The organism is Enterobacter sp. PTB (genome assembly GCF_051130085.1).
Lineage (GTDB): Bacteria > Pseudomonadota > Gammaproteobacteria > Enterobacterales > Enterobacteriaceae > Enterobacter > Enterobacter ludwigii.
The window spans coordinates 90,455-115,885 of the sequence record NZ_JBDKEE010000007.1; the positions used below are offsets into that span (position 1 = coordinate 90,455).

28 protein-coding genes are annotated in these 25,431 nt (G+C 52.7%); 20 read left to right on the forward strand and 8 right to left on the reverse strand.

All coding sequences use genetic code 11. The annotated features are described in order from the left end of the window. The first annotated feature begins 196 nt into the window (after positions 1 to 196). The 6 genes from rfaD to AAIR21_RS11015 are packed head-to-tail and all read left to right on the forward strand — an operon-like array spanning position 197 to position 6,391. Positions 197 to 1,129, forward strand: a complete 933-nt coding sequence (rfaD, locus tag AAIR21_RS10990) for an ADP-glyceromanno-heptose 6-epimerase (protein WP_008502707.1) — start codon at positions 197 to 199, stop codon at positions 1,127 to 1,129. 2 nt (positions 1,130 to 1,131) lie between these two features. Beyond that, positions 1,132 to 2,178: an ADP-heptose--LPS heptosyltransferase RfaF gene (gene rfaF, locus AAIR21_RS10995; RefSeq protein ID WP_183516853.1), complete on the forward strand. Its 1,047-nt coding sequence runs from the start codon at positions 1,132 to 1,134 to the stop codon at positions 2,176 to 2,178. A 3-nt stretch (positions 2,179 to 2,181) separates the two neighbouring features. Then, the gene (rfaC, locus tag AAIR21_RS11000; protein WP_032679328.1) at positions 2,182 to 3,165 is read left to right on the forward strand and encodes a lipopolysaccharide heptosyltransferase RfaC; all 984 of its coding nucleotides are present in this window, start codon (positions 2,182 to 2,184) and stop codon (positions 3,163 to 3,165) included. A 3-nt stretch (positions 3,166 to 3,168) separates the two neighbouring features. Continuing rightward, positions 3,169 to 4,278: a glycosyltransferase family 9 protein gene (locus tag AAIR21_RS11005; protein WP_020882679.1), complete on the forward strand. Its 1,110-nt coding sequence runs from the start codon at positions 3,169 to 3,171 to the stop codon at positions 4,276 to 4,278. 5 nt (positions 4,279 to 4,283) lie between these two features. Beyond that, complete coding sequence (locus AAIR21_RS11010) at positions 4,284 to 5,192, forward strand: glycosyltransferase family 2 protein (RefSeq protein WP_183516852.1); 909 nt, start codon at positions 4,284 to 4,286, stop codon at positions 5,190 to 5,192. Next, on the forward strand, positions 5,180 to 6,391 hold the full coding sequence (locus tag AAIR21_RS11015; protein WP_183516851.1) for an O-antigen ligase family protein: 1,212 nt from the start codon (positions 5,180 to 5,182) through the stop codon (positions 6,389 to 6,391). The genes AAIR21_RS11010 and AAIR21_RS11015 overlap by 13 nt, the downstream gene beginning before the upstream one ends. A gap of 27 nt (positions 6,392 to 6,418) precedes the next feature. On the opposite strand, the gene AAIR21_RS11020 is transcribed toward AAIR21_RS11015, so the two are convergent. Beyond that, positions 6,419 to 7,372 carry a polysaccharide deacetylase family protein gene (locus tag AAIR21_RS11020; protein WP_183516850.1) on the reverse strand — a complete coding sequence of 318 codons (954 nt, stop codon included), beginning with the start codon at positions 7,370 to 7,372 and terminating at the stop codon, positions 6,419 to 6,421. Positions 7,373 to 7,522: 150 nt separating this feature from the next. On the opposite strand from AAIR21_RS11020, the gene rfaQ reads away from it, so the two are divergent. From rfaQ to coaD, 7 genes are all read left to right on the forward strand, one after another. Beyond that, entirely contained in the window at positions 7,523 to 8,590 is a 1,068-nt protein-coding gene (gene rfaQ / locus AAIR21_RS11025) for a putative lipopolysaccharide heptosyltransferase III (protein ID WP_183516849.1), read from the forward strand. Next, positions 8,590 to 9,717 (forward strand): glycosyltransferase family 4 protein, encoded by a 1,128-nt coding sequence (locus AAIR21_RS11030; RefSeq protein ID WP_059305847.1) that lies wholly within the window; start codon positions 8,590 to 8,592, stop codon positions 9,715 to 9,717. Before rfaQ ends, AAIR21_RS11030 begins: the two co-directional genes overlap by 1 nt. A 2-nt stretch (positions 9,718 to 9,719) precedes the next feature. Further along, positions 9,720 to 10,817 (forward strand): glycosyltransferase, encoded by a 1,098-nt coding sequence (locus tag AAIR21_RS11035; RefSeq protein WP_032679322.1) that lies wholly within the window; start codon positions 9,720 to 9,722, stop codon positions 10,815 to 10,817. 14 nt (positions 10,818 to 10,831) lie between these two features. Next, positions 10,832 to 11,821, forward strand: coding sequence for a glycosyltransferase (locus tag AAIR21_RS11040; RefSeq protein ID WP_020882686.1), 990 nt, complete (start codon positions 10,832 to 10,834; stop codon positions 11,819 to 11,821). 65 nt (positions 11,822 to 11,886) lie between these two features. Next, the gene (waaA, locus tag AAIR21_RS11045; RefSeq protein ID WP_183516848.1) at positions 11,887 to 13,161 is read left to right on the forward strand and encodes a lipid IV(A) 3-deoxy-D-manno-octulosonic acid transferase; all 1,275 of its coding nucleotides are present in this window, start codon (positions 11,887 to 11,889) and stop codon (positions 13,159 to 13,161) included. Continuing rightward, positions 13,161 to 13,931 (forward strand): glycosyltransferase family 2 protein, encoded by a 771-nt coding sequence (locus tag AAIR21_RS11050; protein WP_113656867.1) that lies wholly within the window; start codon positions 13,161 to 13,163, stop codon positions 13,929 to 13,931. Before waaA ends, AAIR21_RS11050 begins: the two co-directional genes overlap by 1 nt. Before the next feature lie 3 nt (positions 13,932 to 13,934). Then, the gene (gene coaD, locus AAIR21_RS11055) at positions 13,935 to 14,414 is read left to right on the forward strand and encodes a pantetheine-phosphate adenylyltransferase (protein WP_014168056.1); all 480 of its coding nucleotides are present in this window, start codon (positions 13,935 to 13,937) and stop codon (positions 14,412 to 14,414) included. 2 nt (positions 14,415 to 14,416) lie between these two features. Here coaD and mutM read toward each other — a convergent pair whose 3' ends face one another. From mutM to radC, 4 genes are all read right to left on the reverse strand, one after another. Then, positions 14,417 to 15,226 (reverse strand): bifunctional DNA-formamidopyrimidine glycosylase/DNA-(apurinic or apyrimidinic site) lyase, encoded by an 810-nt coding sequence (mutM, locus tag AAIR21_RS11060; RefSeq protein ID WP_047954873.1) that lies wholly within the window; start codon positions 15,224 to 15,226, stop codon positions 14,417 to 14,419. A 74-nt stretch (positions 15,227 to 15,300) separates the two neighbouring features. Continuing rightward, complete coding sequence (gene rpmG, locus AAIR21_RS11065; RefSeq protein WP_003024094.1) at positions 15,301 to 15,468, reverse strand: 50S ribosomal protein L33; 168 nt, start codon at positions 15,466 to 15,468, stop codon at positions 15,301 to 15,303. A gap of 22 nt (positions 15,469 to 15,490) precedes the next feature. Continuing rightward, a complete protein-coding gene (rpmB, locus tag AAIR21_RS11070) occupies positions 15,491 to 15,727 on the reverse strand; it encodes a 50S ribosomal protein L28 (RefSeq protein WP_002436699.1) in 237 nt (78 codons plus the stop codon). A 217-nt stretch (positions 15,728 to 15,944) separates the two neighbouring features. Then, on the reverse strand, positions 15,945 to 16,610 hold the full coding sequence (radC, locus tag AAIR21_RS11075) for a RadC family protein (protein WP_020882690.1): 666 nt from the start codon (positions 16,608 to 16,610) through the stop codon (positions 15,945 to 15,947). A gap of 172 nt (positions 16,611 to 16,782) precedes the next feature. On the opposite strand from radC, the gene coaBC reads away from it, so the two are divergent. The 3 genes from coaBC (at position 16,783) to slmA (ending at position 19,147) form a co-directional block, all read left to right on the forward strand. Beyond that, positions 16,783 to 17,994 carry a bifunctional phosphopantothenoylcysteine decarboxylase/phosphopantothenate--cysteine ligase CoaBC gene (gene coaBC, locus AAIR21_RS11080; RefSeq protein WP_025206464.1) on the forward strand — a complete coding sequence of 404 codons (1,212 nt, stop codon included), beginning with the start codon at positions 16,783 to 16,785 and terminating at the stop codon, positions 17,992 to 17,994. Continuing rightward, positions 17,972 to 18,430, forward strand: a complete 459-nt coding sequence (gene dut, locus AAIR21_RS11085; protein WP_014168052.1) for a dUTP diphosphatase — start codon at positions 17,972 to 17,974, stop codon at positions 18,428 to 18,430. The genes coaBC and dut overlap by 23 nt, the downstream gene beginning before the upstream one ends. A gap of 120 nt (positions 18,431 to 18,550) precedes the next feature. Further along, positions 18,551 to 19,147 carry a nucleoid occlusion factor SlmA gene (slmA, locus tag AAIR21_RS11090; protein ID WP_020882692.1) on the forward strand — a complete coding sequence of 199 codons (597 nt, stop codon included), beginning with the start codon at positions 18,551 to 18,553 and terminating at the stop codon, positions 19,145 to 19,147. 39 nt (positions 19,148 to 19,186) lie between these two features. Here slmA and pyrE read toward each other — a convergent pair whose 3' ends face one another. Both pyrE and rph read right to left on the reverse strand, forming a co-directional pair. Further along, positions 19,187 to 19,828 (reverse strand): orotate phosphoribosyltransferase, encoded by a 642-nt coding sequence (gene pyrE / locus AAIR21_RS11095; protein ID WP_014168048.1) that lies wholly within the window; start codon positions 19,826 to 19,828, stop codon positions 19,187 to 19,189. 68 nt (positions 19,829 to 19,896) lie between these two features. Next, the gene (gene rph, locus AAIR21_RS11100; RefSeq protein ID WP_013094888.1) at positions 19,897 to 20,613 is read right to left on the reverse strand and encodes a ribonuclease PH; all 717 of its coding nucleotides are present in this window, start codon (positions 20,611 to 20,613) and stop codon (positions 19,897 to 19,899) included. A 125-nt stretch (positions 20,614 to 20,738) separates the two neighbouring features. Here rph and AAIR21_RS11105 point away from each other — a divergent pair, with 125 nt between their 5' ends. Both AAIR21_RS11105 and AAIR21_RS11110 read left to right on the forward strand, forming a co-directional pair. Beyond that, positions 20,739 to 21,602 (forward strand): YicC/YloC family endoribonuclease, encoded by an 864-nt coding sequence (locus tag AAIR21_RS11105; protein ID WP_020882693.1) that lies wholly within the window; start codon positions 20,739 to 20,741, stop codon positions 21,600 to 21,602. Between the two features lie 251 nt (positions 21,603 to 21,853). Then, complete coding sequence (locus AAIR21_RS11110; protein ID WP_020882694.1) at positions 21,854 to 22,471, forward strand: trimeric intracellular cation channel family protein; 618 nt, start codon at positions 21,854 to 21,856, stop codon at positions 22,469 to 22,471. A gap of 68 nt (positions 22,472 to 22,539) precedes the next feature. Here the strand turns inward: AAIR21_RS11110 and ligB are convergent, their stop codons facing one another. Continuing rightward, complete coding sequence (gene ligB, locus AAIR21_RS11115) at positions 22,540 to 24,210, reverse strand: NAD-dependent DNA ligase LigB (protein ID WP_047954872.1); 1,671 nt, start codon at positions 24,208 to 24,210, stop codon at positions 22,540 to 22,542. A 251-nt stretch (positions 24,211 to 24,461) separates the two neighbouring features. Here ligB and gmk point away from each other — a divergent pair, with 251 nt between their 5' ends. Together gmk and rpoZ are read left to right on the forward strand one after the other, a co-directional pair. Beyond that, positions 24,462 to 25,085 carry a guanylate kinase gene (gene gmk, locus AAIR21_RS11120; protein WP_014168044.1) on the forward strand — a complete coding sequence of 208 codons (624 nt, stop codon included), beginning with the start codon at positions 24,462 to 24,464 and terminating at the stop codon, positions 25,083 to 25,085. Positions 25,086 to 25,139: 54 nt separating this feature from the next. Continuing rightward, positions 25,140 to 25,415, forward strand: a complete 276-nt coding sequence (gene rpoZ / locus AAIR21_RS11125; protein ID WP_000135058.1) for a DNA-directed RNA polymerase subunit omega — start codon at positions 25,140 to 25,142, stop codon at positions 25,413 to 25,415. Positions 25,416 to 25,431 lie beyond the last annotated feature (16 nt).

Genomic DNA, 25,431 nt, shown 5'->3' on the forward strand with positions numbered 1-25,431 from the left:
CAAATTTTGGCACATATTACCCAACCCTGGCCGCCATGACGAGATGACACATTATCTCTTCTCGTTTTTGCAGCATAAATCACGTGTACCCTTGCGCTATGTCGGTGAATGGCTGAAGGGCAGCCATACTAATGATATGATAAGAACATTAGCGTCCGGGATTGTCCCCGGACTCCACACTTCAAAGGTTACAGTTATGATCATCGTTACCGGCGGCGCGGGCTTTATCGGCAGCAACATTGTTAAGGCCCTCAATGACAAAGGCATCACCGACATTCTGGTGGTGGACAACCTGAAAGACGGCACCAAGTTTGTAAACCTGGTGGATCTGAACATCGCTGACTATATGGATAAAGAAGACTTCCTTATCCAGATTATGGCAGGTGAAGAGTTCGGCGAGATCGAAGCCATCTTCCACGAAGGTGCATGCTCTTCCACCACCGAGTGGGATGGCAAGTACATGATGGACAATAACTATCAGTACTCCAAAGAGATCCTGCATTACTGCCTGGAGCGTGAAATTCCGTTCCTGTACGCCTCTTCTGCAGCAACCTACGGTGGCCGTACGTCAGACTTTATCGAATCCCGCGAATATGAGCAGCCGCTGAACGTCTATGGCTACTCCAAATTCCTGTTCGACGAATACGTGCGTCAGGTTCTGCCTGAAGCCAATTCCCAGATTGTGGGTTTCCGTTACTTCAACGTGTACGGACCGCGCGAAGGCCACAAAGGGAGCATGGCGAGCGTCGCGTTCCACCTGAACACGCAGCTGAACAATGGCGAAAGCCCGAAACTGTTTGAAGGCAGTGACGGCTTCAAGCGTGACTTCGTCTACGTAGGCGACGTGGCGGCAGTGAACCTGTGGTTCTGGGAAAACGGCGTCTCCGGTATCTTTAACCTGGGGACAGGCCGTGCGGAATCCTTCCAGGCCGTGGCGGACGCCACCCTGGCGTACCACAAAAAAGGCAGCATTGAATACATTCCGTTCCCGGACAAACTGAAAGGTCGTTACCAGGCCTTCACGCAGGCGGATTTGACCAACCTGCGTGCAGCGGGTTACGACAAACCGTTCAAGACCGTTGCCGAAGGCGTAACGGAATATATGGCCTGGCTGAACCGCGACGCGTAAGTATGAAAATTCTGGTGATCGGCCCGTCATGGGTGGGCGACATGATGATGTCGCAAAGTCTCTATCGCACGCTCAAGGCGCGTTATCCCCAGGCGATAATTGACGTGATGGCACCTGCCTGGTGCCGTCCGTTGTTATCGCGTATGCCGGAAGTTAACGAGGCGATCCCAATGCCGCTCGGCCACGGCGCGCTGGAAATTGGTGAACGTCGCAAGCTCGGCCATAGCCTGCGCGAAAAGCGCTATGACCGCGCCTATGTCCTGCCTAACTCCTTTAAATCCGCCTTGGTACCCTTCTTTGCGGGCGTCCCCCATCGCACCGGCTGGCGTGGAGAAATGCGCTACGGTCTGCTGAACGACGCGCGCGTGCTCGATAAAGACGCCTGGCCACTTATGGTCGAGCGCTACGTCGCGCTGGCCTATGACAAAGGCGTGATGCGCAGCGCAAAAGATCTGCCGCAACCGCTGCTCTGGCCCCAGCTCCAGGTCAACGACGGTGAGAAATCCCACACCTGCAACGCGTTTGGAATTTCATCAGAACGCCCTATGATCGGTTTCTGCCCGGGAGCAGAGTTCGGCCCGGCAAAACGCTGGCCGCATTATCATTACGCTGAGCTGGCAAAACAGCTGATCGATGAAGGTAATCAGGTCGTGTTGTTTGGCTCGGCGAAAGACCACGAGGCGGGTAACGAAATTCTGGCTTCGCTGAATACAGAACAGCAGGCATGGTGCCGTAATCTGGCAGGGGAAACCCAGCTGGAACAGGCGGTAGTTTTACTTGCCGCCTGTAAAGCCGTCGTCACCAACGACTCAGGCCTGATGCACGTCGCCGCTGCGCTCAACCGGCCGCTGGTTGCTCTGTATGGCCCCAGCAGCCCTGACTTTACGCCACCGCTTTCTCATAAAGCGCGCGTCATACGTCTGATCAGCGGTTATCACAAGGTGCGAAAAGGCAATGCGGCTGAAGGCTATCACCAGAGCCTGATCGACATCACGCCCGAGCGCGTCCTTGAAGAGCTCAACGAGCTGCTGTTGAGTGAAGAAGGATAACGGATGCGGGTATTGATCGTTAAAACCTCTTCCATGGGCGATGTGCTGCATACTCTGCCGTCGCTCACCGACGCCATGCAGGCCATTCCCGGCATTCGTTTTGACTGGGTGGTGGAGGAGGGCTTCGCACAGATCCCCACCTGGCATGAAGCAGTAGACCGCGTGATCCCGGTTGCTATCCGCCGCTGGCGTAAAGCGTGGTTCTCGGCACCGATTAAGGCTGAACGTCAAGCCTTCCGTGATGCGGTGCAAGCGCAGCGTTACGATGCCATCATTGACGCACAGGGTCTGGTCAAAAGCGCCGCGCTGGTCACGCGTCTGGCGCACGGCGTAAAGCACGGTATGGACTGGCAAACCGCCCGCGAGCCGCTGGCGAGCCTGTTCTATAATCGCCGCCACCATATCGCGAAACAGCAGCACGCCGTGGAGCGCACCCGTGAGCTGTTTGCGAAAAGCCTCGGCTATGCAAAACCGGACACGCAGGGTGATTACGCTATTGCGCAGCATTTTTTGCGCGATGCGAAGACGCACACACCGCCCTATCTGGTCTTTCTGCATGCCACAACGCGCGATGATAAGCACTGGCCGGAATCACACTGGCGAAGACTCATTGAGCTAATGCAACCGACCGGCATCCATATTAAACTCCCGTGGGGCGCAGAACACGAAAGGCAACGCGCAGAGCGTTTGGCCGCGGGTTTTTCAAATGTGGAAGTGTTACCTAAACTCACGCTGGCTCAGGTTGCCGCGCAACTGGCAGGCGCCAACGCCGTCGTATCCGTGGATACCGGATTAAGCCATTTAACCGCAGCGCTGGACCGCCCCAATATCACCCTTTTCGGTCCGACCGACCCGGGGCTGATCGGGGGGTACGGTAAAAACCAGCATCAAATGGTCAGTCCGACGCAGCAGATGAGAGACATAACCGCAGATGCGATTTTTTCGTTTTTACAGGGCAGCCATCGGCTTTCTAACAGGGATATTTAACCCATGAGTTATGTATTTCTGCTGATTTTACTTTTTCCGGTGAAACTCATCCGGAAGCTGTTTCGCAAAGACACGGGCAGAAACCTTGTCATTCAGACAGCCAAAATCGGTGACTTTATCAATGCAACGCCTCTACTGGCGTATCTGCAAAAAAGCGATGTGCTGATCAGCCGCAGCGTTAACGCATTGGCTCAGCATGACGACAGTATCGAAGAGATCTTTTTTGTGGAGCAGCAAAAGCGCAACCTGTGGCGTAAGCTCTGCTTCGCCTGCCGGATCATGAATCGCTACGACAATGTCTATCTGCTGCAGCCCAACAGTGTGAATCTCTTTTTCGCCTCAGCCTGTAATGCAAAAAACAAACAATTTTTAAGCACTTATACGCGCAGGTGGTATCACGGAATTTTTTATGCCACGGCTGATGGTACCGTTGAGCATGGCAAAAAGACGCTGTCCGTCACTAACTATCTCAAGCTCGCCGATCGCGCGCTCACCTGGCAGGACTCCCCCAAGCACGCCACAAAGCCCCTGTTCAAGCCTGCGGTTTACCCGCAAATTCTCGATAAACCCGGGGTTATCCGAATTGGTATCAGCATTTCTGCCGGTAACAAAGCAAAGACGGTTCCCCCGGCAATCTGGAAACGTATTGTCGATCATCTTGCCGACCTGCCCTGCGAGTTTTATGTTTTTGGCGCACCGAACGAACAGCCGTGGATGGATGACATCACCCGCGCTTACGGTGAAATTCCCAATTTTATCAACCTCATTGGGAAAATATCGCTCGAAGAGCTGCCGTGGGCGATATCCAAAATGGATTGTTATATTGCGTCAGATTCAGGGAATATCTACATTGCCGATGCGGTGGGCGTCCCGGTGGTGTTGCTGTTTGGCCCTTGTTGCCATTATGAACAACGTCCGCTTGGTAAAGTATTGCTGATTGGGAATGATGCGCATATTTGTTCGTATGTATTTGAAACACGCTACTATTTCTCCCAAGATCGGGAAGAACTTTTCGCTGTGACAGACGAATCACTACGTGAGCTTAAAGATTTTATTCGCGAATTACCAAAAGCTAACACAATCACATCTCTCACTGATGCCCAGGGAAACTAATTTTTATGGCTTTTCTAAGCATCATTATTGCCGCGCATAATGCCGAAGATACCCTTCATGCCACTTTAGAAAGCCTGCAGAATGCGATTGGCAGTGCAGGCGATGCTGTTGAGATCATCATCTTTAATGACAGCTCAGATGATGGCACACAGGATATTATTGAAGCGTGGTTACCAAAATTACCTCATGCAACAACGCGATGTGTGGATTACCGTAACGTGGGTCGGGTCCGAAACAGCGCTGTTACGCTGGCATCAGGGGACTATATTACGATGCTGGACAGCGATGATCGGCTAAAACCGGGCAGCATTCAGGATGCCGTGGATTTTCTGCAAGCACAGCGTCCAGATATGCTACTGACGCGCTTACGTGAAATTCGTGATATCAAAAAGATCACCTCAACCTGGCAGGGTTTCGACCCTGTGGCAATCTCGCAACAAGACGCGATCTCCCGTTTTTTGCGACATAAAGACTTTCAGGCACATCTGATCGGCCAATTTATTCACAAAGACCTGTATAAAGCTAACCCTATACCTTCGATGGTCTGTTACGAAGATTTCGCTGTGTTCCCCGGAATGATTATGCAAGCGCATAAAATATTTTATCAGCGTCAGGGACATTATTATTACATCAAACGTCATGGAAGCTTATCCAGCGAACTTGATGCCAGCAAAGTCTCTTCACTTGTTGATTGCACGCTTCGCATGGAAGAAACCTTCCCGCGCAGTTTTAAACATCTCATCAATTGTCACTGGTTTGATATATACAGTAACCATAAAAAGTATCTCTCGACGCCACACTTAAGTTTGGTAAAAGATCGGGTGAGCCAGCTTTATTCGCTTTCGTTCTTTATGGACACTCATATTCGGTTTAGTTATAAGAAAAGGGTTATTGAGGCATTATGGAAAAAATAAAACTTCGACTTTATCAACTGACACTTTTTCTGAGCTTCATCTCTTTGATGCTTGCATTAGTCAATTCAGGGAAGCAACGTGAGTTTTTCTATATTGCAATTTATATCGCTATTCTCGGTTTAGCGTTTGAATATAAAAAAATTACGCTAAAACCATTCTCAATAGCACTACCCATACTTCTTATTGGATTACTGAATTTTGTCTGGTATATGGTCTACGAGTACCATAGCGAAGGCTTAAACATGTACAGCGATTATCTCGGTGCAAGTAAAAAATTACTTTTGGCGAGTATTCTCGTTTTCTATATTGACCGTTTTAAAGATTATATCGACAGAGAAAACTTTAAGAAATATTTTCTTTTAGCGACTGCGACAGGATTTGCTCTCGCAACCGGTTATGGATTGTGGCAGGCATCGCAAGGTATGGCTCGTGTTGAAATGGCAATCAATCGAGCCACGGTCTCTGCCTATGTTTACTCCGTGCTGTCACTTGCCTTTGTGTACAGCCTTTACCTCCAGCAAAATGTAAAGCTCTATGTTCTGGCCGGTTTTACCATTTTGGTCTCGTTCTTTGTTATTCTTTTAACCGGAACGCGTGCTGCAATGGGGCTCTATTTACTTCTTGCTATCGTCATGACGCTTTATCATTTCAGAAGAATTCATCTGAAATCGACTCTGATCTTTTTATGTATTGTGGCGGGTATTGTAGTCGTAAGCTACAAGCCTCTGATTTCACCTAAGATCATGCAAACTCAAACTGAACTAGAGAACTATGAGAAAGGCAACGATCGCACTTCTCTCGGCGCACGTTTTTCCATGTGGACTATCGGTATTCAAAATGGTCTTGCGCATCCGTTAGGTCAGTCAGTCGAAGAGAGAGAAACATGGACAAAAAAATATATTCAAAATGGGCATCCGCATCTCGCAACAGCTCTCGTTTACATTAAAGTGCATCTACATAATGAATTCATTGAAAAGTATTCATTACAAGGAATACCTGGCCTGGCAATACTGCTCTTTTTCTTCATGTCGATGATTGGCTACGCCATCAGAAACAAAAATGCACTGCTAATGACTGCCATGCTTCTATTATTGCTCTATGGCCTGACAGACGTCATATTGTTGAGTTCAGAGGCATTGATATTCTTTATGATCCTGTTTGCTCTGAGTACACCTTTCTCTCAGACAAAACAACGATGATATATAATGCCCGCCTGGCGGGCATTATTATTTTTGGTGATGATAAAACTCCGCCAGCGTCATCCCCACCGTCTTGTCCGACAGCCATGTAAACAACTGGTCCAAATCCTGGTACAACCCTTCAATGGCCGCATCATCTTTGAACGTAGGACTTCCGCCGGGCATAAACTCTGAAGAATGGAGCATAAACTCCACATAATCATTGCCCTGCGACAAGCACTGTTGTGCGACCTTAATCATCTCAGACGCATTTCCACCGGACGGACGCAGCCAGTTAACTGACGGGGAACGGTATTTCCCACGCAGCCGATCGTAGCCCTGTTTAACGGTGTTCAGCCAGGCCGGGTGTTTATACTGAATACTCATCGGCACTTCGAGCAAAGGGCTCTTTCCCGGGCGGGAAATATCCTCTGTATCGATAAAGTAGGCATGGTCAGGGAAATGCTGATAATTCGTTCCTCCGTGACCCTGCGGTGCCCCTTTGGCATTTCGCCAGTTCACCCGTGGGGTGACGGAACAGTCAACCTGATAACCCAGCTCTATCAGCAAGTTTGCGTAGCGACGATCAAACGCCCAACGCCCGGCACGGTGGCTCAGCATTTTGGTCTGGAAGGTCTCTTCCAGTAAGTGCGTCATAAAAAGCACTTTCTCGCGCATAATTTCATCTGAAAACTCAATCAGATAAGGTTGCCAGCGCCAGTCATCACCGGTGAGGTCATGTTCAGGTGGGCTGTTCCACGCATGAAGATGCATGCCAACCTCGCCCTGGCGGCGGGCAATCACATCTTTTGCGAACTCAATGAAAACCGGTTCGATCGCCATCTCATAGTTGGTCAGCCAGACCGGCTTAAAACCAAAACGCTCGCATAGCGCCTGAAATCGTGCCAGGTAGCGTGCGTTTTCCGTTTTGATAACACGGTGGTTTTGCCAGAGATTATCGCCTTCTGTATCAATGGTGATGATAAACGCTGGTTTTTTCATAATGAGTCCGTAAGACGTAAGAGTGAGGGCTATGTTACGCACTCTGCGAAGCAGGAGTAAACCCTTCCAGGGAAATTCCTGACATTATGGAGAAAGAGTGCAAGTCGCCATCAGGTCTATTAGAATTGCTGACAGTATACCGCTGATAAGATGATGATGATTAACCTACTCGACACGCCTGATTTACGTATTTTACTTATCAAACTTCGACATCATGGCGACATGTTACTCACAACTCCGGTCATGAATTCGTTACGTCAAAAATGGCCCACTGCGCAAATCGATGTTCTTCTTTATGAAGAGACACGCGATATGCTCGCCGCGCATCCGGCGATCGGCACCATTTACGGTATAGATCGTAAATGGAAGCAGCTCGGCACCCTGAAACATCTGCAAAAAGAGTGGCAGTTACTCTGTGCCTTAAGAGCGCAGCGTTATCATCTGGTGATTAACCTTGCCGATCAGTGGCGCAGCGCCATTGTCACCCGTTTCACCGGTGCGCCAGTACGCCTCGGGTTCGCGTTTAACAAGCGAAAAAACGCGTTCTGGCGTTTTTGCCATACCGATTTGGTTTCCGTCGCCAATCACCCGTCTCTCCATACCGTTGAACAAAATCTTTCTATTCTTTCACCGTTGCCCGTCCCGGCTCAGCCAGACGTCACTATGGCCTACCGCGCAGAGGACTGGGATCGTGCGCGCCAGCTACTGACGCAACAGGGTGTGGCTGATAACTACGTGGTGATCCAGCCAACGTCACGCTGGTTCTTTAAATGCTGGGACGAAGGCAAGATGGCGCAAACCATCACGGCACTCCAGCAGGATGGCCACACTGTAGTTCTCACCGCTGGCCCGGATAAAAAAGAGCTGGCGATGATAGACCGCATTCTCGCCGCGGCGCCAAAAACGGGCGTAGTCTCACTGGCCGGTCAACTCACGTTGCGCCAGCTGGCATCACTTATCGATCATGCGCGCCTCTTTATTGGCGTCGATTCCGTTCCGATGCACATGGCCGCCGCGCTTCAGACGCCGTGCATTGCTCTCTTCGGCCCGTCAAAACGGGTGTTCTGGTCGCCATGGCAGGTCAACGGTGAAGTCATCTGGGCTGGCGATTTTGGCCCACTTCCCGACCCGGACGCCATTGATACCAAAACAACTGAACGCTATCTCGACGCCATTCCCGTTGATGTCGTGGTCTCCGCCGCCAGGAGATACCTGTAATGAAACACCATCGTCTGGCGATTGTTCGCCAAAAATACCGCCCTGATGGCGGGGCGGAACGCTTCGTTTCCCGGGCACTTACCGCACTGAGCAACCAAAACCTGGAGCTCAACGTCATCACGCGTGAGTGGCAGGGGGAGAAGCAGGACGACTGGCATATCCATATTTGCGACCCACGTAAATGGGGCCGAATCAGTCGCGAACGTGGGTTTGCACATGCTGCGCGTGCACTGTGGGAACAGCAGCAGTTTGACATTGTGCAGAGCCACGAGCGTATTCCTGGCTGCGATATTTACCGCGCAGGGGATGGCGTGCATCGGCGTTGGCTGCTGCAGCGTGCGCGCATTCTGCCTGCCTGGCGTGCACAACTTCTGATGCACGATCGCTACCATCGCTACGTCATGCACGCCGAACGTGAAATGTATCAGGCTCCTGAATTGAAAGCCGTTATCTGCAACGCGGAGATGATCAAACGCGAAATCATCGAAGACTTTGATATTGACGCAAAAAAGATACATGTGATTTATAATTCAATTGATTCCAGCCGCTTCGTTCCGGCAACCGAAGGACAGCGCGCTGCACTGCGTCAGCAGCTCGGATTGCCTGTCGATGCCGTGGTGTTGTGTTTCGTCGGGTCAGGTTTTGAACGTAAGGGACTGGCCAGCGCTATCCGCGCTATTGCGGGCACACCCGCGTGGCTGATTGTGGTTGGACAGGATAAAGCAGAAAGTCGTTACCGTGACCTCGCCCGTTCATTGGGCTGTGAGGGGCAAATTCGCTTCCTGGGGATGCAAAAAGAGACACTACCATTTTACCAGGTATCCGATGGATTACTGCTGCCAACGCTGTATGATCCTTTTCCAAACGTCATTCTTGAAGCGATGGCCTGCGGTTTGCCCGTCATTACTTCAGTGAGTTGCGGTGGTGCAGAGTTTATTGAGCAAGGTCAGAATGGCTTTTACTGTGATGCACTTGATATCAGCAGATTGAAGGAGGCAGTCATGACCCTTCCATCTTTGGATAAGAATAACGATATGGGGCGGACAGCGCGTGAGCGCGTAAAAGAAGCGACCCCAGAAAAATTATCAAGTCAGCTTATTTCGCTTTATCAAAAATTACTGGATTAAAAATGCGCATCCTAATGATTATTGATGGTTTGCCCGGTGGAGGAGCCGAAAAAACGGTTCTCACCCTCTCCAGCGGATTGATAGAAATGGGGCATCAGGTCTCCCTTTTCTCCCTGCGAAAGGTGTGCGACTACGCCATCCCGGCAGGCATTGATTATCAGGTCATTCAGGATACGTGTAAAAAGCCCTGGAGAAAGCTCACCGAGATCCCGCGCCGGGCGCAACTGCTGGACAATGCCATTGAGCAGGCTGAGCGCAGCGGGAAGTTCGACGTCATATTCTCGCACCTGCATAAAACCGATCGTATTGTGGCGCACAGTCGTGCGCTGGATCGCGATAAGGTCTGGTTCTGCGTGCATGGCATGTTCTCATTCTCCTACCTGCGTCATCGCCACGGCCTTTCACGCTGGTTTAAGCATTACAAAATTCGTCATACCTACGAAAACCGAAACGTTGTCGCCGTCTCCGCCGCCGTGCTGAAAGATCTCTCAGAGACGCTGTCCATCGACCTTCGTCGCAAAGCGGTTATCCATAATCCCTTTGATATTCCTGAAATCCAGCGTCTGGCGGATGCGCCTTTTGAGATGCAGGGGCAGGATTACATTATTCACGTGGGTCGTTTTCATGAACATAAACGCCACGACCGCCTTCTGCGTGCCTATGCGCAGAGCAAAATAGACGCATCGCTGGTGATGATGGGCAACGGTTCTGACACCAAAATTCAACAGCTTAAACAGTTAGCGAAAGAACTCGGGATCGAAGACAAGGTTATTTTCCGCCCCTTCGAGTCCAACCCTTATCCGTGGATTAAAGGCGCACGGCTTTTAGTGTTAAGTTCTGACTGTGAAGGTTTTGGTAACGTACTGGTAGAATCCATCATCTGCCAGACGCCGCCTGTCAGTACGAACTGTCCTGGCGGGCCCGCTGAAATCCTCACGGGTACGCTGGCGCGCGGGCTGTCGGAGATGAATGACGAATCACTGGCGAAAACACTGGCCGATCTCTATACCTCCCCGCCTGTCGTTGATAGCGCAACGATCGCGTCGTTCGGGATAAATGCCATTTGCCAGCAATATGTTGCGTTGGTAGACAATCAATAATAATCAGGTTTCTTATGCAAAATTCAGCGCCATTATTAAGCGTGGTGGTTGCCGTTTATAACGGCGAAGCTTTCCTGGATCAGTTCTTTACCTGCCTTGCGAATCAACAGATCGACAGTATGGAAGTCATCATCGTCAATGATGGCTCCACGGACAGTTCGATGCAGATAGTCGAAACCTGGCGTGAAAAACTGCCGCAAATGCAGGTTATCGAACAGGAAAATCAGGGTGTATCCATTGCGCGCAATACCGGTCTGGCCGTCGCTACCGGCCAATATCTCTCTTTCCCGGATATTGATGATGTCTTTAAGCCGGGCATGTATCAGCGCTTGCTTGATATGGCCGTCACGCAGAATCTGGATGTCGCCACCTGCAACGGAAACTACGTCTGGGAAAACAATAAGAAGCCTTCACGGCCGATTTTCCCGGAAGACAAGCTGGCCTCGACAGGCGTCATGACCGGTGCGGCCTGGTTAAAAAAAGCGCTCGACTCACGCAAGTTTCTGCATGTGACCTGGCTGAATATCTATCGCCACGACTTTATTCGTCAGAACGGTTTTCGTTTTGAGCCCGGCCTGCGCCATCAGGATATCCCGTGGACTACCGAAGTCTTGCTCGCAGCTGACCGCGTGCAGTACACCAGTGAACGTTTTTACGACTATTACATTCACTCCGCATCGGTTTCCCATATGCCGGACAATGATGACACGCTGATTCGCTCGGCGCGCCATTACATGAAAATTCTGCAAATGCTGGATGCCATCAACCAGCGTTACCCGGAAAAAGTGAAAGATATCCCCGCCTGCCACTGGCAAATCGCCAAAGAGGGGCTTGGGATCATTCATACCTTCGACAATATGAAGGATGTGCAGAAGAAGTCGATGATAATAAAAGAGTTCTTCGACACGGGTATCTGGAGGCTTATCTGGAAAAGTGCCAAAAGCCCCCGTTTGCGCTGGCGCCTGGGCCGACGCTACTTCCGTTTAAAACGGTATCTGGCATAAGAGATAGCTTTACCCGGCTTAAATGCTTAGAATTTCCCCGCCGAAACTAAAAAACGGATAATCGCTTGGAATTGTTGTATACCGCCCTGCTCTACATCATCCAGCCACTGGTGTGGCTGCGACTGTTGCTTCGTAGCCGTAAAGCGCCTGCGTATCGTAAACGCTGGGCTGAACGCTATGGTTACTGCCGCAATAAAGTCGTGCCGGACGGTATTTTGCTGCATTCCGTTTCTGTGGGCGAAACGCTGGCGGCGATCCCGCTGGTTCGCGCCCTTCGTCACCGCTATCCGTCACTACCGATCACGGTCACGACCATGACGCCGACGGGGTCTGAACGCGCATTATCGGCGTTCGGTAAAGACGTTCAACACGTCTATTTGCCTTACGACCTGCCTTGCGCCATGAATCGCTTCCTGAATACCGTTCGCCCGAAACTGGTGATCGTCATGGAAACCGAGCTGTGGCCAAATATGATTTCCGCCCTGCATGCCCGTAAAATTCCGCTGGTGATTGCCAACGCGCGCCTTTCAGAGCGCTCGGCGAAAGGTTACGGCAAGCTAGGTAAATTTATGCGCCGCCTGCTCAGCCGAATTACGCTGATTGCCGCACAGAATGAAGAAGACGCGGCGCGCTTTCTCGCTCTGGGCCTAAAGCGCAACCAGCTTGCGGTGACGGGTAGCCTGAAGTTCGATATCTCCGTCACGCCTGAACTCGCCGCCCGTGCGATTACGCTACGTCGCCAGTGGGCACCGCGTCGCCAGGTGTGGATTGCAACCAGCACCCATGACGGCGAAGAAGCCATTATCCTGCAGGCCCATCGTAAGCTGCTGGAAAAATTCCCCGATTTGCTGCTGATTCTTGTCCCTCGTCACCCCGAACGTTTTAAAGATGCGCGTGAGATGGTGCAGAAAGGCGGCTTCAGCTTTACCCTGCGCAGCAGCGCTGAGATCCCCTCCGGCAGCACTCAGGTGGTGATTGGCGATACAATGGGCGAGCTGATGCTGCTTTACGGCATTGCCGATCTGGCTTTTGTCGGCGGAAGCCTTGTGGAGCGCGGCGGCCATAATCCGCTTGAGCCGGCCGCACACGCCATTCCGGTGCTGATGGGTCCACACACGTTTAACTTCAAAGATATCTGCGCTAAATTGCAGCAAGCCGACGGGTTAATTACCGTGACCGACGCGGACTCGGTGGTCAAAGAGGTCTCAACCCTTCTGACCGACGAAGACTACCGCCTCTGGTATGGTCGCCATGCTGTCGAAGTGCTGCATCAGAACCAGGGCGCACTCACTCGTCTGCTGCAACTTCTGCAACCTTATCTGCCTCAGCGGAGCCACTAATGTCAACGCGTCTGTCGGTCGTGATGATCGCCAAAAACGCCGCCGACCTGCTTCCGGACTGCCTGGCCTCCGTCGCCTGGGCTGACGAAATTGTCCTTCTCGACTCCGGCAGCGAGGACAACACGGTGGATGTCGCCCGTGCCGCGGGTGCAAAGGTCTTTATCGATACCGACTGGCAAGGCTACGGCATCCAGCGACAGCGCGCGCAGCGCTATGCTACTGGCGATTACGTGCTGATGCTGGACACTGACGAGCGCATCACACCTGAGCTCCGCCAGGCCATTCAGGCGGTGCTGGCAGCACCTCAGCCTGGCGCGGTATACAACATTGCACGTCGCAACTATTTCCTTGGCCGTTTTATGCGCCACAGCGGCTGGTATCCAGACCGCGTAATGCGCCTCTACGAGCGTGAGCGATATCAGTACAACGATAATCTGGTCCATGAATCCCTGGCATGCGACAGTGCCCCCGTCATTCCTCTGACGGGCGATCTGCTGCATCTGACCTGCCGGGATTTCGCCAGCTTCCAGCGCAAACAGCTTAACTATGCCACCGCATGGGCACAGGAGCGCCACCTGCGCGGCAAGAAGGCCACGCTGACCGGTATTTTCACCCACACGCTGGGGGCATTTCTGAAAACACTGCTGCTGCGAGGCGGCGTGCTGGACGGTAAACAGGGGTGGTTACTGGCGGTGGTGAATGCCCAGTATACTTTCAACAAATACACCGAGCTGTGGGCGCTCTGCCGCGGCTACTCAGAGAAAACGTGAGCCATGAGCACAAAAGCGATTTATCCGGGTACCTTTGATCCCATCACCAACGGTCATCTTGACATCATCACCCGTGCGGCATGCATGTTTGATAAGGTGATTCTGGCGATCGCCGCCAGCCCCAGTAAGAAACCCATGTTCGATCTCAATGAGCGCGTTGCACTTGCCACTGACGCTATCTCACATCTGCCAAACGTCGAGGTGGTGGGATTCAGCGATCTAATGGCCAACTTCGCCCGTGCCCGGCAGGCTAACATTTTGATCCGTGGGTTACGCGCGGTGGCTGACTTCGAATACGAAATGCAGCTGGCGCACATGAATCGCCACCTGATGCCAGAGCTGGAGAGCGTGTTCCTGATGCCCTCAAAAGAGTGGTCGTTTATCTCTTCCTCGCTGGTCAAAGAGGTGGCGCGTCATCACGGTGACGTGACCCATTTCCTGCCGGCTAACGTCCATCAGGCGTTGATGGAAAAATTAAAGTAGCCCTATTTCTGGCACTGACGGCAATAGAACGTGGCGCGCTGGGCGTGCTTCGTTGCAATAATCGGTGTCCCACAGACTCTGCACGGCTCACCCTTACGGCCATATACCTGCAGCTCCTGAGCAAAATAGCCGGGTTTACCGTCGCTCTGCAGGAAGTCCTTCAGGGTGGTCCCCCCTTGCTCAATAGAACGCAACAGCACCGCTTTAATCACCCGGACCAGCAGTTCACACTCCTGGGATGACAGCGACGAGGCCAGCCGATCGGGATGGATCCCGGCGGCAAACAGCGATTCGCTGGCATAAATATTCCCTACTCCCACCACCAGCTTATTGTCCATCAGCCACGGTTTGATCGGAGTTTTCTTCTTTGCACACTTCGTTTTCAGGTATTCCGCGTTAAACGCCTCAGCAAGCGGCTCTGGCCCCAGATGCGCCAGAACGCTGTGTCCTTCAAGCTCTTTGGTCCACAGCCATGCGCCAAAGCGTCGTGGGTCGGTGTAACGCAGCACTTTACCGTTGCTCATCACCAGATCGACATGGTCATGCTTTTCCGCGGGCAGTTCTTCGGTAAGGATGCGCAGACTACCAGACATACCGAGATGGATGATAATCCAGCCGTCGGGCAGCTCCAGCAGCAGATATTTGGCGCGACGCTGGACGCTGAGAATCGGTTTATCGCTTAACGCATGGATTTCATCGGACACCGGCCAACGCAGGCGACCGTTGCGAACGATAGCATGAAGAATAGTCGCGCCGACCAGATGCGGCTCAATACCGCGGCGGCTGGTCTCTACCTCAGGTAATTCAGGCATGGTTCCTCCGGAGTAAGATGCAGAATGCAAAAAACCCCGCAGTTGCGGGGTTTTTCAATACAAGGAGGCTAAAATTATTTGATTTTAGCTTCTTTGTACAGTACGTGCTGGCGTACAACTGGATCGAATTTTTTCAGTTCCAGTTTTTCCGGCTTAGTACGTTTGTTCTTCGTGGTGGTGTAGAAGTGACCTGTACCAGCAGAAGAAACCAGCTTGATTTTCTCGCGAATACCTTTAGCCATGATTTATTTCCTCTTTAAGTACTTAGTACTTTTCGCCACGGGCACGCAGTTCGGACAGAACTGTATCAATGCCTTTCTTATCGATTACACGCATACCTTTAGCAGATACGCGCAGGGTGACAAAACGCTTCTCGCTCTCAACCCAGAAACGGTGAGAGTGCAGGTTCGGCAGGAAACGGCGTTTAGTCGCGTTCAGTGCGTGGGAACGGTTGTTACCGGTCACCGGACGCTTGCCAGTAACTTGGCAGACTCGGGACATGTCTATTCTCCAAAAATCAAATTAGCTCGAGCTTCGTATGGGGTATCGGCGCCTCGTCAGGCTTTACAGCCCGGTCATCGCATAGTTCTATGGAACTCTCGATTGCCAGGCCCAAATGCCAAACCCGAGATTCTCAAAGGTGGCGTAGTATACGCTGACTCGGCGGTGTGCTCAAGTCCCGAACAGACAAAGATCCCGATGGATCGCGAGAAATAGCCTAAATCCAGCCATGTTCTGCAAAAGAAATGTACTCGCCGCGACCAATTATCAGATGGTCGAGCACACGAATGTCCATGAATTGACAGCATTTGATAATGCGTTCGGTCATCTCTTTGTCAGCTCTGCTTGGTTCTGCACAGCCAGAGGGGTGATTATGCGCGAGTATCACGCCGGCTGCATTCACTTTTATCGCTTCCCGCACAATTTCTCGTGGATGAACCTCAACGTGGCTCAGTGTTCCGGAAAAAAGACGGCTATGTTTTAGTACCCGGTTCCTGTTATCAAGAAAGATCACCATAAAGATCTCGCGCTCCAAATCTGATAACTGGCTCTGGAGAAATACGCGTGTCATATCCGGGGTGAGTATGGGATCTTCCTCTTCCATACGGACGTCGTAAAAACGGCGGGCCAGTTCAGCAATCCCCCTCAGTTGGGCGAACTTCGCCACGCCAATTCCTTCGACGTGCCTGAATTCCGTCAGATCCGCCGTCAATAAGCCATACAGCGAACCAAAATGGTCGATAAGCTCTTTTGCCAGCGTAAATACCGTTTTGCCGGGCGTTCCGGTGCGTAAAAAGAGTGCCAGCAACTCGTCGTCCTTTAACAACGTGACGCCATAGCGCAGCATTTTTTCACGCGGTAGCAGCAGTTCAGTCTCTTCCATGCCTGTCTCCTTCGGTTTGCCATCATGCTGCCACAGCCACCCCCGGCGCTCGACGCCCACTTTTCATTCCTGCGTAACGCCTCGCAAACTGACCGAAGGACAAAATCACCCCCTTTTTGGGATTGTGATAAAATGCCCGCTCTCTGGTGAAACCCAACAGGAAAGAATCATGATGAGCCTGGCCGGTAAAAAAATCGTTCTTGGCGTGAGCGGCGGTATCGCTGCCTATAAAGCGCCAGAGCTGGTGCGTCGTTTGCGCGAGCGCGGGGCGGATGTGCGGGTCGCGATAACGGAAGGTGGCAAAGCCTTTATCACGCCTCTGAGCCTGCAGGCCGTTTCAGGGTACCCCGTCTCTGACAGCCTCCTTGATCCGGCCGCCGAAGCCGCGATGGGCCATATTGAGCTGGGAAAATGGGCAGACCTGGTTATCCTTGCCCCCGCCACAGCAGATTTAATTGCCCGCGTAGCAGCCGGCATGGCAAACGATCTGGTCTCGACCATTTGCCTGGCCACGCCCGCACCTGTTGCCGTCGTCCCCGCGATGAACCAGCAGATGTACCGCAACGCCGCCACCCAACATAATCTGACGACGCTGGCCTCACGCGGCCTGCTCATCTGGGGGCCGGACAGCGGTAGCCAGGCGTGTGGTGATGTGGGTCCTGGTCGTATGCTTGACCCGCTGACCATCGTTGAGCTGGCCGCCGGCCATTTTTCACCTGTCAACGATCTGCAACATCTCAACATCATGATTACCGCGGGCCCAACGCGCGAGCCGCTGGACCCGGTGCGTTACATTACCAACCATAGCTCCGGTAAAATGGGCTTTGCGATTGCTGCCGCGGCGGCAAAACGCGGTGCAAAGGTCACGCTGGTGAGCGGCCCGGTCTCGTTACCGACACCGCCATTTGTGCAGCGTATTGATGTCACCACCGCCCTGGAGATGGACGCCGCCGTACAGGCGCATGCGCAGAACCAGCAGATTTTTATCGGCTGCGCGGCTGTTGCAGATTACCGTGCCGAAACCATTTCCGGGTCAAAAATTAAAAAGCAAGGCGATGAATTAACACTAAAAATGGTGAAAAATCCGGACATTGTTGCGGGTGTCGCCGCACTGAAAAGCCATCGTCCTTACGTTGTTGGGTTTGCCGCAGAAACAAATAATGTGGAAGAATATGCCCGGCAAAAACGTACCCGCAAAAACCTCGATTTGATTTGCGCGAACGACGTATCGCTGGCCACGCAAGGATTTAACAGCGACAGCAACGCACTGCACCTTTTCTGGCAGGATGGAGATAAAGTCTTACCGCTTGAGCGCAAGGAACTCCTGGGCCAACAATTACTGGACGAGATCGTTACCCGTTATGATGAAAAAAATCGACGTTAAGATTCTGGACCCGCGTGTTGGTAAGCAATTTGCGCTGCCAACCTATGCCACCTCCGGCTCTGCCGGTCTTGACCTGCGCGCCTGTCTCGATGACGCCGTAGAGCTGGCTCCGGGTGCAACCACCCTGATCCCAACCGGCCTGGCAATCCACATTGCTGACCCGTCGCTGGCAGCGGTGATCCTGCCGCGTTCTGGTCTGGGTCATAAGCATGGAGTGGTACTGGGTAACCTGGTCGGCCTGATCGACTCTGACTACCAGGGTCAACTGATGGTTTCCGTCTGGAACCGTGGTCAGGACAGCTTCACCATTGAACCGGGCGAGCGTATCGCACAGATGGTCTTTGTACCGGTGGTTCAGGCAGAATTTAACCTGGTGGAAGACTTTGACGCCACCGACCGTGGCGAAGGCGGCTTCGGCCATTCCGGGCGCAAATAACCGCCCGACCGACACGTATCCCACAGCGCCATAATGCAATAACAAACCGCAAACGTCAGTTTGCGGTCGCTGTGTGGATGCCAGCCTGGCAAGTGCTTATTTTCAGGGGTATTTTGTAACATGGCAGAAAAACAAACCGCGAAAAGGAACCGTCGCGAAGAAATACTTCAATCTCTGGCGCTGATGCTTGAATCCAGCGATGGTAGTCAACGCATCACCACCGCAAAACTGGCCGCCTCCGTGGGCGTGTCTGAAGCGGCGTTGTATCGTCATTTTCCGAGCAAAACCCGGATGTTTGACAGTCTGATCGAATTTATCGAAGACAGTCTGATCACTCGCATCAACCTGATTCTGAAAGACGAAAAAGACACGACTGCGCGTTTGCGTCTGATTGTGCAGCTCATTCTGGGCTTTGGTGAGCGCAATCCGGGCTTAACCCGTATCCTGACTGGCCATGCGCTGATGTTCGAGCAGGACCGATTGCAGGGCCGTATTAACCAGCTCTTCGAGCGTATTGAAGCACAACTGCGCCAGGTACTGCGCGAGAAAAAAATGCGTGAGGGTGAAGGTTACAGCACCGATGAAACGCTGCTGGCAAGTCAGATCCTGTCGTTTTGCGAAGGCATGCTCTCCCGCTTTGTACGCAGCGAGTTTAAATACCGTCCAACGGACGATTTTGACGCCCGTTGGCCGTTAGTGGCGGCACAGCTGCAATAATCTTCAGGCCCGGTAAGCAGAACGCCACCGGGCTTGATATTACACGCCGAAAGCTTCGCGATACCCACGTACCGCAGCCAGATGATCCGCCATCTCAGGCTTCTCTTCCAGATACGCAATCAGGTCTTTCAGGGTGATGATTGAGGTCACTTTACAGCCGTAATCGCGCTCAACTTCCTGGATAGCAGAGATTTCGCCACGCCCGCGTTCCTGACGATCCAAAGAGATCAGCACGCCAGCAAGCGTAGCGCCGTTGGCCTGAATAATCTCCATCGATTCGCGAATAGCGGTACCGGCGGTGATCACATCGTCCACCAGCATAACGCGACCCTGCAGCGCGCTGCCTACCAGATTACCGCCTTCACCGTGGGTTTTAGCCTCTTTACGGTTAAAGCAGTACGGTACGTCGCGGTCGTGGTGTTCCGCCAGCGCAACCGCAGTGGTAGTGGCAATCGGAATGCCTTTATAGGCCGGGCCAAACAGCAGGTCAAAATCAATGCCGGAGTCCACCAGCGCTTCGGCATAGAAACGGCCTAACAATGCCAGATCGCGCCCGGTATTAAACAGTCCGGCGTTGAAGAAATAGGGGCTCTTACGCCCGGATTTCAGCGTAAACTCGCCAAATTTCAGGACCTGCTTGTTAAGCGCAAACTCAATAAACTCACGCTGCCAGGATTTCATGGGCTTACTCCTCCGACTTTTGCTTTTGTACGAACAAAAAAAAGGCGACTCATCAGTCGCCTTTAAAATCAATTTTCTAACGCCGCCTTCTGCGTCGTTACGATAGATTCAATTCCCCCTCGGGCCAACGCCAGCAAGGTAAGAAGTTCTTCATGGGTGAACGGCTCACCTTCTGCCGTGCCCTGCACCTCAATGATGCGACCGTCTTCAGTCATCACCACGTTCATGTCAGTCTCGGCAGCGGAATCTTCGACGTATTCCAGATCGCAAAGCGCTTCACCGTTAACGATACCCACGGAAACAGCCGCGACCATCCCTTTCATCGGATTCGTTTTCAGCTTACCGGCTGCAACCAGCTTATTCAGGGCATCAGCCAGCGCCACACATGCACCGGTAATCGACGCCGTACGCGTACCACCGTCTGCCTGAATGACGTCGCAGTCCAGAGTAATGGTAAATTCACCCAGTGTTTTCAGATCAACGGCGGCGCGCAGCGCACGTGCGATCAGACGCTGGATTTCCATGGTACGGCCGCCCTGCTTGCCTTTTGCCGCTTCGCGGGCGTTTCGGGTATGGGTTGCACGCGGCAACATGCCATATTCCGCAGTGATCCAGCCCTGGCCCTGACCTTTCAGGAAGCGTGGAACGCCCTCTTCGATGGACGCGGTGCACAGCACTTTGGTGTCACCAAACTCAACCAGTACGGAGCCTTCTGCGTGTTTTGTATAGTTACGGGTCAGGGTGACGGGACGCACCTGATTGGCGCTACGACCTGCTGGACGCATGATGAAATCTCCGGCTTGAAACGAATGTGGCTGCGCATTATACGGATAAAGGACGCTTATTCCTATCCTGAGAAGCCCCCGAAAGCTATAATCCCCCCATCTCTCCTTTAAAAACGGGAATGTCTATGATCCGCAGTATGACCGCCTACGCCCGGCGTGAAATCAAGGGTAGCTGGGGTAGCGCTACATGGGAAATGCGCTCGGTAAACCAGCGCTACCTGGAAACGTATTTCCGTATGCCGGAGCAGTTCCGCAGCCTTGAACCTGTTGTACGCGAGCGTATCCGTGCTCGTCTGACGCGCGGTAAAGTGGAATGTAACCTGCGTTTTGAGCCTGATGCCAGCGCCCAGGGTGAGCTGATCCTCAACGAAAAACTGGCGAAACAGCTCGTCACTGCAGCGAACTGGGTCAAGATGCAAAGCGATGAAGGGGAAATCAACCCGGTCGATATTCTGCGCTGGCCTGGCGTCATGGCCGCCGGTGAGCAGGATCTGGACACGATTGCCGCTGAAATTCTCAGTGCCCTCGACAGCACGCTGGATGACTTTATCATTGCCCGCGAAACTGAAGGCCAGGCCCTCAAAGCGATGATTGAGCAGCGTCTGGAAGGTGTGACCACCGAAGTGGCTAAAGTCCGTACCCATATGCCTGCGGTCCTGCAATGGCAGCGTGAGCGCCTGGTGGCCAAACTGGAAGAAGCGGAAGTTCAGCTGGAAAATACCCGTCTGGAACAAGAGCTGGTGCTGATGGCACAGCGCATTGACGTCGCCGAAGAGCTGGATCGTCTGGAAGCGCACGTTAAAGAGACTTACAACATCCTGAAGAAGAAAGAAGCCGTAGGGCGTCGTCTCGACTTTATGATGCAGGAGTTCAACCGCGAGTCGAACACCCTGGCCTCTAAGTCGATCAATGCTGAAGTGACCAACTCCGCCATTGAACTGAAAGTGCTGATTGAGCAGATGCGCGAGCAGATCCAGAATATCGAGTAACGCTTTATTCAAGCCGCTTTCTCATCATGGCCCCGTTCAGGGGCCATTTTTTTATCGGAACAGGCTATCGGCGGCAAACGCCTATAACATGAATAATTGTAATGTGAAAATTACCGTTTAACGCCATCACACCCAGCCAAACAACGTTTAGTCATTACCAAAAATAAGGCTAACGTCCTCACACAAGAAAAACTAAATCGTGACAGACCGCACAAAACGCTACCCTGTTGCCCTCACTATCGGGGGAACACATGCTGCTACATATCCTTTATCTCGTCGGGATCACTGCCGAAGCCATGACCGGTGCACTCGCTGCCGGACGCCGTCGTATGGATACGTTTGGGGTCATCATTATTGCTACCGCCACCGCGCTGGGAGGCGGATCGGTACGTGATATCCTGCTGGGGCATTACCCTCTCGGCTGGGTTAAGCACCCCGAGTACATCATCATTGTGGCTGTCGCCGCAGTGCTGACCACTATCCTTGCTCCTGTAATGCCCCATCTTCGACGTCTGTTTTTAGTGCTTGATGCTCTGGGCCTGGTCGTGTTCTCCATCATCGGGGCACAAATTGCGCTGGATATGGGCGAAAGCCCGGTGATTGCCACTATTGCCGCAGTCGTGACGGGCGTATTTGGCGGCGTACTGCGCGATATGTTCTGCAAACGCATTCCCCTGGTCTTTCAAAAAGAACTCTACGCCGGGATATCCTTTGCATCAGCCGTTCTGTATATCGCTTTACAGCATTATGTTTCCAGCCATGACGTCGTGGTCATCGCCACCTTGTTATTTGGCTTCACGGCTCGCTTGCTTGCGCTGCGCTTGAAACTGGGACTGCCCGTGTTTCATTACACTCAGGACACCCACTGACTGGCCGCCATCTATTCTCCCCGATAAAGTGGCGGCATTTATCCGCGATAAGCGACAGCAAGCTCATGTCAGAATCCTTGCACTCCCTGTTTGCCGAGCCAGGCAACCAGGCCGGCAATGCCAGGATCATGAATAAACGCAACAAGCTGCCGGGCTTTCTCCTTTCCTGTGCCGGGAAGCGCCTGCCAGTCTGCTGCGTTACGCTCACGCATTTTCTGCCACGTCAGGTCTCCCATAGCGTTTAGCGAGGCCTGCGTCAGCGGAACACCCAATGCCATGATCCAACGAATAAAGGGTCGCTCACGTACCAGATTAAAGCGATGCCAGAGCGCCAGCCCGCGTGCTGCGGAAAACCCCGGGGTAGACTCCAGCTGCGCCTGCGTTAATGTCAGCCATGAGAAGATATGTTCAAAATGATGCGCCTGATGCAGCGCCCGCCAGCCTGACTCACCGACTCCTTCAATATTCAGCACGTGCTTTGAACTGAGCCACTTCAGGCGGGCAAAGAACTGCTCCATACACGCCGGCGAGGCGTAAAAACAGCTCTGCGCATGATAATGCGAGGCCGGGGGTGTGGGCTTTTGTCTCTCTTCCCCCCGCCAGACCACCTTATCGAACCGCGGGATACCCTGCCCGGCCAGACTGACCTGTATCTGATCACCCGTCGCAATATCCAGCCTTTGCCAGCGCTCAACGGACCCAAGACTGACCCGTTGTACCTGCTTATCATCCAGCAGGACAGGGACCAGCGCCGCCACGACCGAGATTTTTCCCGTGCGCCCCACGGCAAAATGAATATCTCTTACTTCGGCGATCTGTGCGACCGGGGGGTATTTCCATGCGACGACCCAGCTGCCTTCTCCGGGCAACCAGTTTTCGCCGGGAGGAGCATCCGCGGACCGCACCACAATGCCGTCCGTGGCAAAGGGTAATGCCGTGTCGTGCCACGTCGAGCGCTGTTTCTCGACAGCATCAACAGTCTGTACAGGCAGGGTATAACGGGCCGTCAGGGAAAAGCCGGCTTTAGATAACTCAGACAGCGCACTCGACATCACTTTCGGCCCATCCGGCCAGGCCCAGATAAATATCCCTGTCTGGCTCAGAAGTGGACTGTCCTTTTGCCGCATCATCGCGCCCGCCACTTTTGCCCGTGCGTTCATTCCCCCCATCTGTCGCTGAAGATGGTTGTCGCGTAACCAAAAAAGCTCTCCCTGTAAGACGCTGTTGGCCAGCGCTCCGGTCACTTTTTTGGGCACTGCGGGAATTAAATACACTTGTGCAGTCCAGTCTTCACCTTTAAGCCCATCACCACGACTGATAGCCTGGGTTAACTTTCCGTCGCGATACACCAGCGTCACGGCTACCCCGTCGACTTTTGGCTGCATCCAGAGAGTGTCACGACCACGCATCCACTGGCGTAGCTCTTCTTTACTACCCGCTTTATGCACTCCCGTATGGGCAACAGGATGTCTTACGCTCCCCGTTAGAACCGGTAAGGCCTCCTCAGAAGGTATATCGCCAAAGCAGCGCTGCCACTGCTTTAAACGGCCATTGAGCTGGTCATAGACGTCGTCATTCACCTCGCTCATGCCCTGCTTCCAGTAGGCATCATCCCAGCGTTTGACTTGCGCACTCAATGTCGCAATCTCTTTCTCTGCTTTTGCCTGAGACCACACGGGACACACCGCGGCACCATAGCCGCACCACAACAGCATTAATCCGCTCATCCATCGCCACATCGCCACCCCTCCTTTGCGTTGGTGGAGGTATAACCCGACGCGGAAAACCGTGCTAATGGCAATCTTTCGCTCTGCGAGGCGTTGTCAGAGGTTTATTTTTATTGCTGCAAAACAGCTGTAAAACCTGAAAACGGGGCGCAAAATTCAATAATGCAGGGGAAAAAGTGTGACAAAGGCTACGTCACACAGCGGCGACGTGTATAATAAGCCCGTATGTAGGACTTCTTCGTTAACACATACAAAAGACTCTCATGGCTCAAGGCACGCTTTATATTGTTTCTGCCCCTAGTGGCGCGGGTAAATCCAGCCTTATTCAGGCACTGTTAAAAACCCAACCGTTGTACGACACACAGGTTTCTGTTTCTCACACCACGCGTAAACCGCGTCCGGGTGAAGTGCACGGTGAACACTATTTCTTTGTTGATCACGATGAATTCAGAGCGATGATTGGCAGAGACGCGTTTCTTGAACACGCAGAAGTTTTCGGTAACTACTACGGCACTTCGCGTGAAACCATTGAGCAGGTTCTGGCCACGGGCGTAAATGTGTTCCTGGATATCGACTGGCAGGGCGCACAGCAGATTCGCAAGAAAATGCCTGATTCACGCAGTATCTTTATTTTACCGCCATCGAAAGATGAGCTGGATCGCCGACTGCGTGGCCGCGGTCAGGACAGCGAGGAAGTGATCGCCCGACGTATGGAGCAGGCAGTTGCAGAAATGAGCCATTACGCGGAATATGATTACCTTATTGTGAATGATGATTTTGATGCCGCGCTGAGCGATCTCAAAACCATTCTTCGCGCAGAACGTTTGCGTATGAGCCGCCAGAAGCAGCGACATGACGCATTAATCACCAAACTGTTGGCAGACTGAACCCACTTTCAGTATCATGCCCAGTCATTTCTTCACCTGTGGAGCATTTTAAGTATGGCACGCGTAACTGTTCAGGACGCTGTAGAGAAAATTGGTAACCGTTTTGACCTGGTGCTGGTCGCCGCGCGTCGCGCTCGTCAGATGCAGGTAGGCGGTAAAGATCCGCTGGTACCGGAAGAAAACGATAAAACTACCGTTATTGCACTTCGCGAAATCGAAGAAGGTCTGATCAACAATCAGATCCTCGACGTACGTGAGCGCCAGGAGCAGCAAGAGCAGGAAGCCGCAGAACTGCAGGCCGTAACCGCCATTGCTGAAGGTCGTCGTTAATTAAACCTGCGGGTCG

What these genes read in the sequence shown, in the direction of transcription:
- rfaQ (WP_183516849.1), top strand. Translation starts at nt 7,523, where the DNA reads ATGATGATGATTAACCTACTCGACACGCCTGATTTACGTATTTTACTT.
- dut (WP_014168052.1), top strand. Translation starts at nt 17,972, where the DNA reads ATGATGAAAAAAATCGACGTTAAGATTCTGGACCCGCGTGTTGGTAAG.
- AAIR21_RS11020 (WP_183516850.1), bottom strand. Translation starts at nt 7,372, where the DNA reads ATGAAAAAACCAGCGTTTATCATCACCATTGATACAGAAGGCGATAAT.
- ligB (WP_047954872.1), bottom strand. Translation starts at nt 24,210, where the DNA reads ATGTGGCGATGGATGAGCGGATTAATGCTGTTGTGGTGCGGCTATGGT.
- AAIR21_RS11010 (WP_183516852.1), top strand. Translation starts at nt 4,284, where the DNA reads ATGGCTTTTCTAAGCATCATTATTGCCGCGCATAATGCCGAAGATACC.
- AAIR21_RS11030 (WP_059305847.1), top strand. Translation starts at nt 8,590, where the DNA reads ATGAAACACCATCGTCTGGCGATTGTTCGCCAAAAATACCGCCCTGAT.
- AAIR21_RS11015 (WP_183516851.1), top strand. Translation starts at nt 5,180, where the DNA reads ATGGAAAAAATAAAACTTCGACTTTATCAACTGACACTTTTTCTGAGC.
- rfaC (WP_032679328.1), top strand. Translation starts at nt 2,182, where the DNA reads ATGCGGGTATTGATCGTTAAAACCTCTTCCATGGGCGATGTGCTGCAT.
- AAIR21_RS11050 (WP_113656867.1), top strand. Translation starts at nt 13,161, where the DNA reads ATGTCAACGCGTCTGTCGGTCGTGATGATCGCCAAAAACGCCGCCGAC.
- slmA (WP_020882692.1), top strand. Translation starts at nt 18,551, where the DNA reads ATGGCAGAAAAACAAACCGCGAAAAGGAACCGTCGCGAAGAAATACTT.
- rph (WP_013094888.1), bottom strand. Translation starts at nt 20,613, where the DNA reads ATGCGTCCAGCAGGTCGTAGCGCCAATCAGGTGCGTCCCGTCACCCTG.
- gmk (WP_014168044.1), top strand. Translation starts at nt 24,462, where the DNA reads ATGGCTCAAGGCACGCTTTATATTGTTTCTGCCCCTAGTGGCGCGGGT.
- rfaD (WP_008502707.1), top strand. Translation starts at nt 197, where the DNA reads ATGATCATCGTTACCGGCGGCGCGGGCTTTATCGGCAGCAACATTGTT.
- pyrE (WP_014168048.1), bottom strand. Translation starts at nt 19,828, where the DNA reads ATGAAATCCTGGCAGCGTGAGTTTATTGAGTTTGCGCTTAACAAGCAG.
- radC (WP_020882690.1), bottom strand. Translation starts at nt 16,610, where the DNA reads ATGGAAGAGACTGAACTGCTGCTACCGCGTGAAAAAATGCTGCGCTAT.
- AAIR21_RS11110 (WP_020882694.1), top strand. Translation starts at nt 21,854, where the DNA reads ATGCTGCTACATATCCTTTATCTCGTCGGGATCACTGCCGAAGCCATG.
- rpmG (WP_003024094.1), bottom strand. Translation starts at nt 15,468, where the DNA reads ATGGCTAAAGGTATTCGCGAGAAAATCAAGCTGGTTTCTTCTGCTGGT.
- rpmB (WP_002436699.1), bottom strand. Translation starts at nt 15,727, where the DNA reads ATGTCCCGAGTCTGCCAAGTTACTGGCAAGCGTCCGGTGACCGGTAAC.
- coaBC (WP_025206464.1), top strand. Translation starts at nt 16,783, where the DNA reads ATGAGCCTGGCCGGTAAAAAAATCGTTCTTGGCGTGAGCGGCGGTATC.
- AAIR21_RS11005 (WP_020882679.1), top strand. Translation starts at nt 3,169, where the DNA reads ATGAGTTATGTATTTCTGCTGATTTTACTTTTTCCGGTGAAACTCATC.
- AAIR21_RS11105 (WP_020882693.1), top strand. Translation starts at nt 20,739, where the DNA reads ATGATCCGCAGTATGACCGCCTACGCCCGGCGTGAAATCAAGGGTAGC.
- coaD (WP_014168056.1), top strand. Translation starts at nt 13,935, where the DNA reads ATGAGCACAAAAGCGATTTATCCGGGTACCTTTGATCCCATCACCAAC.
- AAIR21_RS11040 (WP_020882686.1), top strand. Translation starts at nt 10,832, where the DNA reads ATGCAAAATTCAGCGCCATTATTAAGCGTGGTGGTTGCCGTTTATAAC.
- mutM (WP_047954873.1), bottom strand. Translation starts at nt 15,226, where the DNA reads ATGCCTGAATTACCTGAGGTAGAGACCAGCCGCCGCGGTATTGAGCCG.
- AAIR21_RS11035 (WP_032679322.1), top strand. Translation starts at nt 9,720, where the DNA reads ATGCGCATCCTAATGATTATTGATGGTTTGCCCGGTGGAGGAGCCGAA.
- rpoZ (WP_000135058.1), top strand. Translation starts at nt 25,140, where the DNA reads ATGGCACGCGTAACTGTTCAGGACGCTGTAGAGAAAATTGGTAACCGT.
- rfaF (WP_183516853.1), top strand. Translation starts at nt 1,132, where the DNA reads ATGAAAATTCTGGTGATCGGCCCGTCATGGGTGGGCGACATGATGATG.